At 56.6% G+C, this 13,994-nt stretch carries 13 protein-coding genes and 1 pseudogene; 8 read left to right on the top strand and 6 right to left on the bottom strand.

From position 1 onward, the window contains the following. The first annotated feature begins 119 nt into the window (after window positions 1-119). Window positions 120-755, top strand: a complete 636-nt coding sequence (locus QVZ43_RS03810) for a TetR/AcrR family transcriptional regulator (RefSeq protein ID WP_302908935.1) — start codon at window positions 120-122, stop codon at window positions 753-755. A gap of 96 nt (window positions 756-851) precedes the next feature. Here QVZ43_RS03810 and QVZ43_RS03815 read toward each other — a convergent pair whose 3' ends face one another. Beyond that, window positions 852-1,406, bottom strand: coding sequence for a cupin domain-containing protein (locus QVZ43_RS03815; RefSeq protein ID WP_302908936.1), 555 nt, complete (start codon window positions 1,404-1,406; stop codon window positions 852-854). A 183-nt stretch (window positions 1,407-1,589) separates the two neighbouring features. On the opposite strand from QVZ43_RS03815, the gene QVZ43_RS03820 reads away from it, so the two are divergent. Continuing rightward, complete coding sequence (locus tag QVZ43_RS03820; protein WP_420890902.1) at window positions 1,590-2,882, top strand: NAD(P)/FAD-dependent oxidoreductase; 1,293 nt, start codon at window positions 1,590-1,592, stop codon at window positions 2,880-2,882. Between the two features lie 280 nt (window positions 2,883-3,162). On the opposite strand, the pseudogene QVZ43_RS03825 reads toward QVZ43_RS03820, so the two are convergent. After that, a pseudogene (locus QVZ43_RS03825) lies at window positions 3,163-3,367 on the bottom strand (DUF1302 family protein); the annotation flags it as partial. A gap of 411 nt (window positions 3,368-3,778) precedes the next feature. On the opposite strand from QVZ43_RS03825, the gene QVZ43_RS03830 reads away from it, so the two are divergent. From QVZ43_RS03830 to QVZ43_RS03855, 6 genes are all read left to right on the top strand, one after another. Further along, on the top strand, window positions 3,779-4,792 hold the full coding sequence (locus QVZ43_RS03830) for an AraC family transcriptional regulator (RefSeq protein ID WP_302908938.1): 1,014 nt from the start codon (window positions 3,779-3,781) through the stop codon (window positions 4,790-4,792). Between the two features lie 280 nt (window positions 4,793-5,072). Next, window positions 5,073-6,374: a flavin-containing monooxygenase gene (locus QVZ43_RS03835; protein WP_302908939.1), complete on the top strand. Its 1,302-nt coding sequence runs from the start codon at window positions 5,073-5,075 to the stop codon at window positions 6,372-6,374. A 6-nt stretch (window positions 6,375-6,380) separates the two neighbouring features. Continuing rightward, on the top strand, window positions 6,381-7,295 hold the full coding sequence (locus tag QVZ43_RS03840; RefSeq protein WP_223794460.1) for a bile acid:sodium symporter family protein: 915 nt from the start codon (window positions 6,381-6,383) through the stop codon (window positions 7,293-7,295). Window positions 7,296-7,299: 4 nt separating this feature from the next. Then, on the top strand, window positions 7,300-8,241 hold the full coding sequence (locus QVZ43_RS03845; protein WP_302908940.1) for an SDR family oxidoreductase: 942 nt from the start codon (window positions 7,300-7,302) through the stop codon (window positions 8,239-8,241). Then, the gene (locus tag QVZ43_RS03850) at window positions 8,238-9,074 is read left to right on the top strand and encodes an SDR family oxidoreductase (RefSeq protein ID WP_302908941.1); all 837 of its coding nucleotides are present in this window, start codon (window positions 8,238-8,240) and stop codon (window positions 9,072-9,074) included. The genes QVZ43_RS03845 and QVZ43_RS03850 overlap by 4 nt, the downstream gene beginning before the upstream one ends. Further along, entirely contained in the window at window positions 9,067-9,798 is a 732-nt protein-coding gene (locus QVZ43_RS03855) for a sulfite exporter TauE/SafE family protein (RefSeq protein ID WP_302908942.1), read from the top strand. Before QVZ43_RS03850 ends, QVZ43_RS03855 begins: the two co-directional genes overlap by 8 nt. A gap of 279 nt (window positions 9,799-10,077) precedes the next feature. Here the strand turns inward: QVZ43_RS03855 and speB are convergent, their stop codons facing one another. Genes speB through QVZ43_RS03875 form a run of 4 tightly spaced genes read right to left on the bottom strand, consistent with a single transcriptional unit; the run spans window position 10,078 to window position 13,941 of the window. After that, the gene (gene speB / locus QVZ43_RS03860; protein WP_302908943.1) at window positions 10,078-11,049 is read right to left on the bottom strand and encodes an agmatinase; all 972 of its coding nucleotides are present in this window, start codon (window positions 11,047-11,049) and stop codon (window positions 10,078-10,080) included. Window positions 11,050-11,084: 35 nt separating this feature from the next. After that, window positions 11,085-11,909, bottom strand: a complete 825-nt coding sequence (locus QVZ43_RS03865) for an ABC transporter permease subunit (RefSeq protein ID WP_223794465.1) — start codon at window positions 11,907-11,909, stop codon at window positions 11,085-11,087. Continuing rightward, window positions 11,909-12,814 carry an ABC transporter permease subunit gene (locus QVZ43_RS03870; RefSeq protein ID WP_223794466.1) on the bottom strand — a complete coding sequence of 302 codons (906 nt, stop codon included), beginning with the start codon at window positions 12,812-12,814 and terminating at the stop codon, window positions 11,909-11,911. The genes QVZ43_RS03865 and QVZ43_RS03870 overlap by 1 nt, the downstream gene beginning before the upstream one ends. Continuing rightward, entirely contained in the window at window positions 12,811-13,941 is a 1,131-nt protein-coding gene (locus QVZ43_RS03875) for an ABC transporter ATP-binding protein (protein WP_223794467.1), read from the bottom strand. The genes QVZ43_RS03870 and QVZ43_RS03875 overlap by 4 nt, the downstream gene beginning before the upstream one ends. Window positions 13,942-13,994: the final 53 nt, after the last annotated feature.

Here is a 13,994-nt window from a genome sequence, read left to right on the forward strand (position 1 = left end):
CCGTCGGACACCCGAATGAATATTCGGACATGATGTCACTTATTGACACTTTGTCAACGTTCAGTATTTAATCTATTCAACTAAAATTCCGAACAATCGCAGTAAAACGGACGCATTCCATGACCGATACCCTGAAAACCCGCCGGGAACGAGAAAAGCAGGCCCGCTACGACGCCATTCTGGACGCGGCAGAACTCGTGTTTTCTGAAAAGGGGTACGAACGCACGTCTATGGACGATATCGCCCGCACAGCGAGCCTGAGCCGGGCGTTGTTGTATGTGTACTTCAAGGACAAGGCGGCAATACAGCGGGGCATCATGGTCAGGGCCGGGCACAGCCTGTTCCGGCGATTTGAAGAGGCGAGACAGACCGCCGATAACGGCTTGGATCAGGTTCGGGCGATTGGAGAGTCCTACTATCGCTTCTATCTGGAGGAATCGGACTATTTCTCGGCGCTGACGACGGCGTCAACCGCCATGGCAGATGCCGACGAGAACCAGGCTGAAGCAATGCTCTGCTCCGAATCCGATCTGATGGAGCTTATGGCGGGAGCCATTGAACTGGGGCTTGAGGACGGCACGATCAACCGGGAGCGCATCACCAACCCCCTCCAGACCGCCCTGTATCTGCGCGGCGCCCTCCACGGGGTCATTCTTCTCTGCCAGTCGGAAATCGGCGAAGGCAATCCGGACTTTCCCGCCGAGCAGCTGATCCGCCACACGATCGATATGCTGACGTCGTCGATCGCCGCCTAGCGAGGCTTAATCCGGAACAGGCCCGAATTGCGGAAAGTTCGCGCCGAACAGATCCGGGCTACCGGGGATGATTCAACGAACCCCCGCCGAGAGATATCAGAGCTTGGGTGGCGTTAACGCAGACACCAGCACACAGGTTTCTTCGAACGGGTTGCGGAAGCGATGTGGTCGGGTGGTTTCGAAGTAGTAACCGTCGCCGGGCTCCAATACGTAATCCTGGCCGTCAATGGTCAGCTCCAGCTTTCCGGAGATGATCAGTCCGGCTTCCTCTCCCTCGTGCTCAAACAGCTCTCGTCCGGTATCGGAGCCCGGCGGATAGCGCTCTTCCATGAAGGCCATTTTTCGGTTTGGAAAGTTGTTGCCGACAAGCTTCCAGAGAATGCCGTCTTCGGCATCAATAGACTGCATCTCATCCCGGCGATACACCACGGGCGCCGAGGGATGTTCGGCTTCCTCGGTCATGAAGAAATCGAGTAACGAAATGGGGATGCCTGACAGGACTTTTTTCAGCGAGCCGACGCTCGGTGAGACCTTGTTCTTTTCGATCATGGAGATCATTGAGTTGGTGACACCAGCTCGTTTGGCCAGCTCTCGTTGTGAAAGCCCAGCGGCTTGGCGCACGGCGCGCAGCTGGCTACCTACATCATCCAACGGCTTGCTCCTTTCCCAATTCGTGAAGTGATTTTCTAACGGTCAGCACGACTTCAATTGACCAAAATCAAGAACAGTTGTCAATAATAATTAACAATTATGCCTTGTTATCCCACATAGCTTTGTTAAGATCGTTCAAAATATTCACCAGTCCCTGCAGTAAAAATCGGCCGAGAGATGATGCTGAACCCAAAGACCCATCGCCCCACCTATCCCGACTCCTACTATGCCGCCAGTAAAAATCTGAACCTGAACCTCTCCAGCCTGGCGGAGGACATTCAGACAGAAATCTGCGTCATCGGCGGCGGATTCAGCGGCGTGAATACCGCCCTGGAACTGGCGGAGCGCGGCCACAAGGTTGTCCTGCTCGAAGCCTACCAGATCGGCTGGGGCGCCACCGGGCGGAACGGCGGGCAGATGATCCGGGGCATTGGCGAGGACGTCGACAAGTTTGAAAACCAGATCGGACGCTCCGGCGTTGATTCCATCAAGAAGATGGGACTGGAAGCCGTCGACATTGTGCGCGAACGCATCAAACGCTACGACATCAACTGTGATCTGGTCATGGGCTACTGCGATGTTGCCCACAAGCCCCGCCAACTGAGGGCTCTGGAAGAAGACAAGGCCTGGCTCGAAAGCATGGGCTATGCGCACGAAGTTCGCATGGTTCAAAAGGAAGAGCTGCATACCATTGTCGGCTCCGACAACTATGTCGGCGGCATGGTGGACATGGGCAGCGGCCACCTGCATCCATTGAACCTGGTTCTTGGCGAAGCAAAAGCGGCCATGGACTGCGGTGCTCAGTTATTTGAACAGTCGGCCGTCACCGAGATTGAGTACGGCCCAACCGTTCACGTGAAAACGGCCAGTGGCTCGGTTCGCTGCGACAAACTGATTATCTGCGGCAACGCCCACGTCGCGGGCCTCAACCCCAAGCTTGAAGGTCGGGTCCTGCCGGCCGGCAGCTACGTGATTGCCACCGAGCAATTGCCCGAAGATCTGGCGCGGAAACTCCTGCCGCAGAACATGGCCGTCTGCGACCAGCGGGTGGCTCTAGACTACTACCGCCTCAGTGCCGACAACCGCCTGATCTTCGGCGGCCTGTGCAACTATTCCGGCCGCGATCCCGCCTCCATTGTCGGCGCCCTGAAACCGAACATGGACAAGGTCTTTCCCTATCTCAAGGACATCAAGGTCGACTACCAGTGGGGAGGCATGATCGGCATCGGCGCCAATCGTATGCCGCAGATCGGCCGCCTGATGGAAAACGTCTACTTTGCCCAGGCCTATTCCGGCCATGGCATCAATGCGACGCATATGGCGGCGCGAGTGATTGCCGAGCACATCGCGGGTGAGTCCGACCGGATGCTGACGTTTGAAAGCATCCATCACATGCGCTTCCCTGGCGGCCGGAGATTCCGCTCGCCGCTGCTGGCTGTCGGGATGCTCTACCATCGGGCGAAAGATCTGGTCTGAGGACGTGGGCGTGCTTTCAGCGCGCTCACCAGCGCTGTCCGCCTCGAACACTTTTTGAGGCGGACGGAAACACTTAAGGTCGGAAAACGCTTCAGCAACGCACCCGAGTTCTCCACGCCCATCGCAGTGATCAATGACCGCCGCTTGCCGGGAGCTTCCTATATGGATAGGTCACGCTTGGCATACACATGACCCTCGCCGTCTCTCAAGGGTGCGCGCACAAGCCGCACCCGATGATGCAATAAAAACCGACTTCAGAATCATTCAGTTCAGGCACCTACCAACGTAACGCTACGCCAAATTGATCCTTGGAATCCGCTTCTTTATTCCCCAGTCGAGGAGCGATAAAGCCCTGCGCTTGCGAGTCTGGCAATTGGCCTGCAAGAAGTACGGGGGCCACAGTCGTCAGCGGCGAAATCGCTGGTAGAAAAGAAAGTGCCACAGTCGCCCGGCCGCACGGGTTCCCAGTCTGCCTGATTGAAGGAATAGGTGCCTGCCCGGATACTCCCGCTGCAACAGCTACAGCCAGCGGCAATTTGATCCAGTGGTGCTATTGTTCTGCTTTTCTTGTCATTGGCAGGTTTCTCCGTTGTTGTTATAGGTCGCTTTGCTCATTATTGGTGTACACGATGATTGGAGGTGCCATTCATAGCACTCATAATGCCGACAGTGTAGCTGGCGCCATTGAGCACACTGATCAGCCTTGAGGTTTCTGATGCATCATCAGCGCTAGCAGTGCGCCACCACTCGCTGCTGCCACCACGTTCTCCCGTCGTTCTGGACACGTATCCGGCTTGTTGTTATGTTCGATCGCATTGGCCAGTATAAATAACAGACCTTCCCAAAGACGGTTTAAATAGGACAGTAAGGCGGAAATTCGAGCCACGAATGGCAATATGAATACAGTCAACAATCTTTACGCCAAAGCGCTGTCGCAATACGCAGAACGTACAGGCCTTGCAATTCCCCCAACCCTCCAGCAAATGGTTGACCAGAATAATCGCCTTCCGTTGGCGTTACTGGATCAGCTTTGGGATGTCTGTTGCAAAACCAGCAACGATCCATTGTTCGGGCTTCGTATCGGGCTCGAACTGCAACCTGGTCACCTTGACAGTGCGGGGCTTCTGCTGATGACCTGCACCACACTGGGAGAGGCGCTGCAACAACTGACTGTGGTTGCTCCAATCGTTGGTGGAGGGGGTGACTTTATATTTGTGCGTAAAAACGATGGCAAGGCCGCGATTCATTATCAGCCCCGTCTTGCCAGGCGTCAGGCAGAGCGAGTGGAGGCGGCCCTGGCGGCGATTCTCAATCTGGGCCGCTGGGCCAGTGGAGATAAATTTGAGGTGAGCGAATTTCATTTCATGCACTCGCCACTGGCATCCAGAGAGAGCTACAGCAGCCTGTTGGGCGTGAAGACCTATTTCCAGTCAGCAAACAATTCACTGGTTTTTTCTGAAGAGCAGCTTGCCCTGCCTCTGGTTCAGGCCAACAATAACCTGCACAACTACCTTCGACATCTTACTGACCGCACATTGGCTGAACTGGGGTGCCAGGGTTTGAGCGCTGAGACTCAGCGACTCATTGAGCGGCATCCACGCTGGGGAAAGGATCGTATTGCGGCGGAGATGAACTTGAGTGGCCGACACCTCAACCGCAAATTGGCGGAGGAAGGTTGTTCGTTCAAATCCTTGCGTGACAGTACGCTGCACCGGTTGGCTCTGGAGCGTCTTCAGAGGCATGAGCGGCTTGTTGATATTGCAGACGCGCTGGGCTTCTCGGGCGAAAGTTCATTCGCCAAGGCATTCAGACGCTGGACCGGCACCTCTCCTGCCAAGTTGCGCCGACGGCTCCTCTCCGACAAAGACGACCATTCACAGCCCGAGATGATTGAAGGAAGAAATAGATAAAAATTAGGGGGTTACCCCTCGCGCCCTCCCCTCGGCACTTTCCCCCTCAGCTTTCTCCAAGTACCGAATATATGGATTACGTACTCCGTACTCCGGCATGTAAAACCTGTCTTGCAAAGCCAGACATACCTTTTGGCACAGTAGCAAGTTGTAGGCAATCGGCTCCGGCAGCGTCATGTCATGGCTCGAATTGTCATGACTTGTGTCCCTTCTTGTCAGAAAAAGCAGCGCTTGAAATCGTAAGATGCAGCAACTTAGCAATAAAAGCAGGAATACCATTATGTACGCAGTAATCGGCGCCGGCCCCATGGGCTTGGCCTGTGCTCGCAACCTTCAGAAGCAGAATATCCCCTTTACCGGATTCGAACTCCACCGCGACGTGGGTGGCCTGTGGGACATCGATAACCCCCACAGCACCATGTACGATACCGCCCATCTGATCTCATCAAAACGGATGACGGAATTCGCAGAGTTCCCCATGAAGGATTCCGTAGCCCAGTACCCAAGCCATATTGAGCTGAAAGCGTATTTCCGGGACTTCGTGGATCATTTTGGCCTGCGGGAACACTACGAGTTCAATACCCGGGTGGTCAGGGTTGAACCGGACGGAGATCAGTGGGCAATCACTACTGAACATGACGGGCAACAACAGACCCGCAACTTTGATGGTGTGATGATTGCCAACGGGACCCTGCACACCCCTAACATGCCGACACTCCCTGGCGACTTTGCCGGCGAGGTGATGCATTCCGCCGATTACCGAAGCCCGGAGGTCTTCAAGAACAAACGCGTGCTCATCATCGGCTGCGGCAACTCCGGGGCGGACATTGCGGTGGACGCCGTGCACCATGCCCGCTCGGTGGACTTGAGCCTGCGCCGGGGCTACTACTTCCTGCCCAAGTTCATCAACGGTCGACCGGTCGATACCCTCGGTAGCAAGTTGAAACTGCCCCGCCCCATTAAACAAAAGCTCGATGCCCGGCTGATGCGCATGGTGATCGGCAAGCCATCCGACTACGGCTTACCGGACCCGGAATATCTTATGTACGAGTCGCACCCGGTGATCAACTCCCTGATTCTTCACCACCTCGGTCATGGCGACATCCAGCCTCGCAGGTCCATCGACCGGATCGAAGGCCATACAGTGCACTTTCGCGACGGCGAGTCCGGAGACTATGACCTGATCCTGATGGCTACCGGTTATCTACTGGACTATCCGTTCATCGACCGGAAGCACCTGAACTGGCCTGAGCACGAAGACGCGCCCCAACTGTACCAGAACATGATGCACCCGGATTACGACAACCTGTTCATCATGGGGATGGTCGAGGCCACCGGCCTGGGCTGGGAAGGCCGCAACCAGCAGGCCCGGCTGGCTTCCCTGTTCATCCGGGAACAACAGCGGGGCTCTGCTGCTGCCGCCGACCTGTGCCAGAAAAAGAAAACCCGTGCCGGGGAGCGGCTGGACGGTGGCTACAACTACATCAAACTGGCCCGTATGGCCTACTATGTGAACAAAGACGCCTATTTGGACAGCCTGGCCAGGCACATTGCAGACCTCGAACCTAGCAGTAAGGGGTAACGTCGTATGCAATCGTCCATGACGGTGCAGTTTGACCCCACCAGCCTGGTTCTTTTGAACCTCATTCTTGCGCTGATGATGTTCGGGGTGTCCATGACCTTGAAGCCGGCAGACTTCCGGCGGGTACTCACCATACCTCGTGCACCAGTGGCCGGACTGTTCGCCCAGTTCTTCCTGTTGCCCATGGCCACCTGCATGTTCACCTGGTTCTTCCGCATCGACCCGGACCTGGCACTGGGTATGATTCTGGTGGCCTCCTGCCCCGGCGGCAGCTTTTCGAACATCATGACCTGGCTGGGTAGGGGCAATGTGGCGGTGTCAGTGAGTATGTCGGCAGTCTCCAGTCTGGCGGCTACGGTGATGACTCCCTTCAACTTTGCCCTTTACGGCTGGCTTAACCCTCATACCCGGGCCTACCTTCAAGAAATTACCCTGGAGCCGGGCAATATCCTGCTGCTGGTGTTACTGGTGCTGGCCTTGCCGCTGGTACTGGGCATGATCACGGGCGGACGGTTTCCCAAACTGGCCATGCGCAGCGAGAAGCCACTGCGCGTTCTCTCGCTGCTGATCTTCATGGTGTTCGTGGCTATTGCCTTCCTGAACAATATGGAGCTGTTCCTGGCCCGTTTCCATAGCTTCTTCTGGCTCGTCGTAGGGCACAACCTGCTGGCTCTGGGGCTAGGCTATGCCATGGCGCGGCTGATGAAGCTGTCAGTTCCGGACCAGCGTGCGGTGACCATGGAGGTGGGCATCCAGAACTCAGGACTCGGGCTGGTTATCCTGTTTACCTTCTTCCCTGATGCCGGTGGCATGATGCTGATCACTGCCTTCTGGGGCGTCTGGCACCTGGTGTCCGGCCTAACCCTGTCACAGATCTGGGCCCGGCGACCTCTCCCTAATCCAATTGAGCAATACTCCTGACCCCATGACCACAGAAAAACGGATACTCATTACCGGCGCTGCCGGCTACATTGGCCACCAGCTGGGCAAGCGGCTCGCCAAGGATTATTTCGTCCTTGGCACCGATATAAGAACAAGGGATGACCTGAATTTCCCGCTGGAAGTGCTGGATGTGCGGGACAACAAGCTCGTGCACACTCTGACGGAAAACCGGATTACCCATGTGATCCACCTTGCGTCGATACTCCAGGCATCGCCAGACCGACAGCGTGACTACGATATTGACGTAAACGGTACCCGCAACGTACTGCAGGCGTGTGTCGCCGCCAAGGTGAAGCACATCACCGTCACGAGCTCCGGTGCCGCTTACGGTTACCACCCGGACAACCCGGCCTGGATCGATGAGGATGATCCTCTGCGGGGCAACCCTGAGTTTGCCTACTCGGACCACAAGCGCCAGGTGGAGGAACTGCTGCGGAAATACCTGGACGAACACCCGGAACTACAGCAACTGGTCTTCCGACCCGGCACGGTGCTGGGGGCAGAAACCCGCAACCAGATCACCGGCCTGTTTATGGCACCGCGCCTGTTGGCCATCCGAGGCAGTAACTCGCCGTTCGTGTTTATCTGGGACCAGGATGTCATCGGAGCCATGGAGCAGGGCATACGGGATGACAGGGTTGGCCGGTACAACATGGCCGGTGATGGTGCCCTTACCATTCAGGAGATCGCCCGCAGGCTGGACAAGTCCTTACTGACCATACCTGCGAGTGTGGTGAAAGGCGCATTGCAGGTGGCCAAATGGCTGGGTAAACCGGTAAGTCCGGAGCAGGTCAACTTCCTCCGTTACCGACCGGTTTTGAGCAACCGCCGGCTGAAGGAGGAGTTCGGCTATCGACTGGAAAAAACCTCTGCTGAGACCTTCGAGTTCTTCATCGAACAAGCGAGAAAGAAGGGCGATCTATGACCGTTACTCTGATCACCGGCGCCGCCAGCGGCCTGGGTTGGGCCATGGCCCAACACTGGTTCCAGGCCGGACACTGCCTCGTGCTGGCGGATATCAACGCTGATGCTTTGCTGCGAAGGCAGGCGGAACTGGGCGACGACTCCCGAGTGCATATTGTTACCGTGGATGTCACCAACACACCGGATCTTGAGCGCCTGGTACGGGAGACGGAGGCTGCATTCGGTCGCCTCGACCTGCTGGTAAACAACGCAGGCATTACTCACCGCTCCCCGGCTATCAGCACAAAGCCAGATGTATTCCGCAAAGTAATGGCCGTCGACTGGCAGGGGCCAGTGGAACTGACGCAGCTGGCCTTGCCGCTGCTGGAACGTAGTAAAGGTCAGATTATCTGCATAGGCTCCATGGCTGGCTGGATGCCGGTGCCGGGTCGGGCCGGATATTGCGCGGCCAAAAGTGCCCTGACCCAGTTCTTTGAGGTGCTTCGGCTGGAGCTGGAGCACAAAGGCATTCATCTGCTCATGGTCTACCCCAGCTTTCTGGATACGCCCATAGAGCAGAGTGCCCTGGGGGCCGATGGCAACAGGGCGACTCATGCCCGCTCCACCGTTGGCACCATGGCCAGTGCGGATGATATTGCGCAATTAATCGCCGTGGCCCTTGCCAGTCGCAAGCGCTGGCTACTGCCGGATCGAATATCCCGTTTCGGCAGCCTTCTGTGGCGCATTGCCCCATCGCTGTACCTTAGAGTCGTGCGCCGAAAATTCGCAGGTGACATTGCAGACCGTACAGCACCAGCAACCACGACCTCACACGGGAACCCGCCACATGAATGACCCATGGCTCTGGCTTGGCCTGGCCATATTGCTTGCCTACACCATTGAGGCCATAACCGGGTTCGGCTCTATTGTCATCGCCCTGTCCCTGGGTGCCATAGTTCTGCCTATTCCGGAAATGCTGCCAGTACTGGTGCCCCTGAACGTGTTCATGAGCGGCTATCTGACCTGGAAACACCGCCAGCACATCGACTGGCACCTTCTCACAGCCCTGATTCTTCCATTGATGGTAGCCGGTACTTTTACCGGATATGTGCTCACGCCCTGGCTCGGGACCAGCCTGCTCAAGGCGCTATTTGGCGCACTGGTAGTGTGGTTTGCCGGTAAGGAACTCTGGCGACTGTTCAGTGGCCATGTGGCCGAGCTTCACGGCCGGACGACCAGCCGCATTCTCACCTTCGGCGCTGGAATTACCCATGGTCTGTTCGCCTCCGGCGGCCCACTGCTTGTCTATGCTTTGACCGGTATTCAGCAAGACAAAAGCCGCACCCGCGCTACCTTGCTAGCGGTTTGGTTTACTCTGAATCTGACCCTGAGTGTGCTTTACCTGTTTGATGGCAGCCTGATCAGCAGTTTTGGTCGGCTAGTGTGGTACCTGCCTTTGCTGGTAGTTGGTGTTCTGGCAGGAGAGTTTTTCCACCACCGCCTTGACGAAACACGGTTTCGGAAGGCCGTATATAGTGTGTTGCTGGTCACTGGATTGCTGTTAATTGTGAGGGCCTAGGACTGGCTTCCCAGGTTTTCAGGCTAAAGCCGTGAAGGTGGTTCACCTTCTCGGCCTCGTAGCGAGGCCGAGCCCCTATGACACTTTGCTTATGTTGTTGGTTGCGCTTTATCCTTAATCAGCACCGCAGTCGCACCTAATCCCAGCATCAAAGCGCGCTCAGCTTTTTAAATATCGATTTACACAACATCAAAACGAAAAAACCCCGGACGCTATTCATCCGGGGCTTTCAATCCGTCACTCACCTGCTCACACAGGTTTGACTCTGCGCCAGCCTTCCTAGCTGAACTCCGGATCTTTAGCCGATGCCAGCAGACACACCAGGTTGGTAGCCACCGTCGCACCGGCCAGAGCCGTGACCTCGGCGTGGTCGTACGGCGGTGCCACTTCCACCACATCGCAGCCGATCAGATTCAACCCTTTCAATCCCTTCAGCAGCTTGATCGCCGCAAGCGTATCAAAGCCACCGCATACCGGCGTACCGGTGCCCGGCGCGCAGGAAGGATCGAGGAAGTCGATGTCGAACGTCAGATAGGCAGGCCGGTCGCCGACGATGGACCGGATCTGTTCAATCGCCGCATCAACGCCGTTTTCATGCAGCCACATGGCATCAAACACGTTGAAGCCCGGGTTGCGTTCATTCACGGTACGCATGCCGATCTGAACGGAATCCTCCGGCGACACCAGCCCCTGCTTCGCGGCGTGATAGAACATGGTGCCATGATCGATCCGCCCGTCTTCGTCGGCCCAGGTGTCGCAGTGGGCGTCGAAGTGGATCAGCGAGAGCGGCCCGTGCTTTTCAGACAGCGCCCGGATGATCGGATAGGTCACGAAGTGGTCCCCCCCGATGCTCAGGGGCGTCACGCCCGCGTCCAGGATCGGCTGATACCACGCCATGACCTCTTCCACGATGCGGTCTGGACGACCGGGGTCGAACACACAGTCGCCGTAGTCGACCACGTTGAGGGTGCGGAACGGGTCCTTGCTCCAGGGCCAGGGGCGAGCCCAGGACAGCTGGGTGGACGCCGCACGGACCCCACGGGGCCCGAACCGGGCGCCGGGTCGGTTGGAGGTGGCCAGATCGTAGGGAACACCGACGACGGCAACGTCGACGTCGGTGAGATCCCGAGAGTACCGCCGGCGCATAAAGCTGGTGGCGCCGGCGTACATGGCTTCTATCGTAGTTCCGTAGTTGCTCTGGCGCGTGAACGCCAGATCTCCGTTTCCGTATTGGTCAAAGGATTCAGACATGGATATACCCTGACTGACTGCCCCGTCAATTGAAATCAGGACGTGGCTAACTGAGCACTGACTCGATCATTCATCCGTTTGGTGAGGTACCAACTTCCGATGGCCACTAGCGAGACAGCGGCAATGATCAATGTGGCCAACGCATTGATCTTCGGTGTGACACCCAGGCGAACCGAACTGAACACTTCGATCGGCAGGGTCGTCGCGCCAGGACCGGTCACAAAGCTGGCGATGACCACATCGTCCAGAGACAGCGTGAACGACAGCAGCCAGGCGGAAACGATGGCCGGCGCAATGATCGGCAGGGTCACCTGGAAAAAGGTACGAATCTGATTGGCACCCAGATCCAGCGAGGCCTCCTCAAGGGAGCGATCCATTTCACGCAGGCGTGAACTGATCACCACCGTGGAGTAGGCCAGACAGAAGGTGGTGTGCGCAATCCAGACGGTCAGCATGCCCCGGTTTTCCGGCCAGCCGATCATCTGCCCCATGGCCACAAACAGCAGCAACATGGACAGACCGATGATGACATCGGGCATTACCAGCGGCGCGGTGATCATGCCCGAGAACAGCGTACGCCCTTTGAAATTGCGGTGCCGAACCATGATCAGCGAGCCCAGGATGGCCAGTACAACCGCCGCCGAGGCCGACAGGAAGGCGATCTGCAGGGATCGCCAGACCGCCGTCATGATCTGCTGATCCTGGAACAGTTCGACGTACCATTTGCCCGAAAAGCCTGCCCATACGGTCACCAGCCGGCTTTCGTTAAACGAGTACACCACCAGCACGAGCATCGGCACATAAAGAAACGCGATACCAACCCAGAACATCAAGCGGGAAAAACTGAATCGCTGTGGCATTACAAGCCCCCCTCTTTGTTCTGAATGCGGTGGAACAGGCCGATCGGAACCAGCAGGATCAAGACCATGATCAAAGCCAAGGCAGACGCCACCGGCCAGTCACGATTGTTGAAGAATTCCTGCCACAACACCTTACCGATCATGATGGTTTCAGTACCGCCAAGCAGTTCAGGGATCACGTACTCACCCACCACAGGAATAAAGACCAGCATCGAGCCCGCAATCACACCGTTCATCGACAACGGGAAGGTGACGGTGAAAAAGCGTTTGATGTGGCCAGCACCGAGATCGGCGGCCGCTTCCAGCAGGCTGTTATCGTGCTTCACCAGGTTTGCGTACAGAGGCAGCACCATAAACGGCAGGTAGGAATAGACCACGCCGATGTAGACGGCGAAGTTGGTGTTCAACATCTGAATCGGCTCGTTAATCACCCCCAGCCACATCAGTGCGTTGTTGATGAGGCCGTTGTTCTTCAGCAAGCCCATCCAGGCATAGACCCGGATCAGGAAGGACGTCCAGCTCGGCAGCAGCACCAGCAACAGCAATACCGTCTGCTTGTCCTTCGGCGCCTTGGCGATGGCATAGGCCATCGGATAACCGATCAGCAGGCAGTAGACCGTCGACCAGAACGCCATCTTGATGGAATTCCAGTAGGCCTGGATGTACAGCGGATCGTCCAGCAGCCACTGAAAGTTGTAGAAGCTGACGCGGATGTTCAGTACACCGTCGAGCCATTCGATCAAGGCGGTGTATGGCGGGATTGCCAGCGCGCCTTCGGCGACGGAAATCTTGGCGACGAACAGGAACGGCAGCAGGAAGAATATGCCGAGCCAGAGGAACGGCGCGGCCATCAGGGTATACCTACCCTGAGGCACAAACTTTTTCAGCGTCGGATACGTATTCATGAGCGCATCACCATGCCAGCGTCGTCCTGCCAGTAAACCCAGACGTCCTGCTCCCAATCCGGACGTTCAGCACGACGTTCGGTATTGGCCAGGAAGCAATGGACGATTTTTCCAGATGGCAGTTTGACGTAGTAAACCGTGTGCCCGCCCAGGTAGGCGATGTCCTCGACCACACCGCGGGTCACATTCTTATCCTTGTCCGGACGATCCATGCTGATGAACGTCTTCTCGGGACGCAGGGCGAACAACATGCTCTTATCGTCAACGGCGGACGACACACCCCGGCCCACGAAGATGTCGCTCTCGACATCCGGAGAACGCAGGACCATGTAGTTTTCCTGGTCGTCGACGATTTCGGATTCAAATACGTTCACCGAGCCGATGAATTCAGCCACCATGCGGTTCATCGGGCTTTCATAGATATCCACCGGTGAACCAATCTGCTGAATCTGGCCTTCGTCCATGATGGCAATGCGGTCTGCCATGGTCATGGCTTCTTCCTGGTCGTGGGTGACCATCACACAGGTCACGCCGACCCGTTCAATGATGTCGACCACTTCGAGCTGCATTTCAGTCCGCAGCTTCTTGTCGAGAGCCCCCATAGGCTCATCAAGCAGGAGTAATTTCGGGTGTTTGGCCAGTGAGCGAACCAGCGCAACACGCTGACGCTGACCGCCGGAAAGCTGATGAGGTTTGCGGCTGGCATACTTTTCCATATGAACCAGCTTGAGCATGCTCTGCACACGATCGTGGATTTCGTCTTTCGACATGCCGTCGTGCTTCAGACCGTAGGCAATGTTCTTCTCCACGGACATATGCGGGAACAGTGCATAGGACTGGAACATCATGTTGAACGGACGTTCATTTGGCGGCAGATGGGCAATGTCGTTGCCGTGCAGCATAATCGAACCGGACGAGGGCACTTCGAATCCGGCCAGCATTCTCAGCAGCGTGGATTTACCGGAACCGGATGCCCCCAGCAGAGCAAAGATTTCGCCCTGACGGATATCCAGATTGGTGTCATCAACTGCAAGTACGTTGCCGTAGTATTTGTTGAGGTTACGGATACTCAGCAGAATTTCGTCGTGCTTACGGCCGTCTTTTCGAGCAAGTTCATCAGAAGTCATAACAAAATCTTTTCAAAAAACACCACAGTGAACGCCGGGCACTGATGTGCCCG

Origin of the sequence: Marinobacter suaedae (genome assembly GCF_030519635.1) — a bacterium.
GTDB lineage: Bacteria > Pseudomonadota > Gammaproteobacteria > Pseudomonadales > Oleiphilaceae > Marinobacter > Marinobacter suaedae.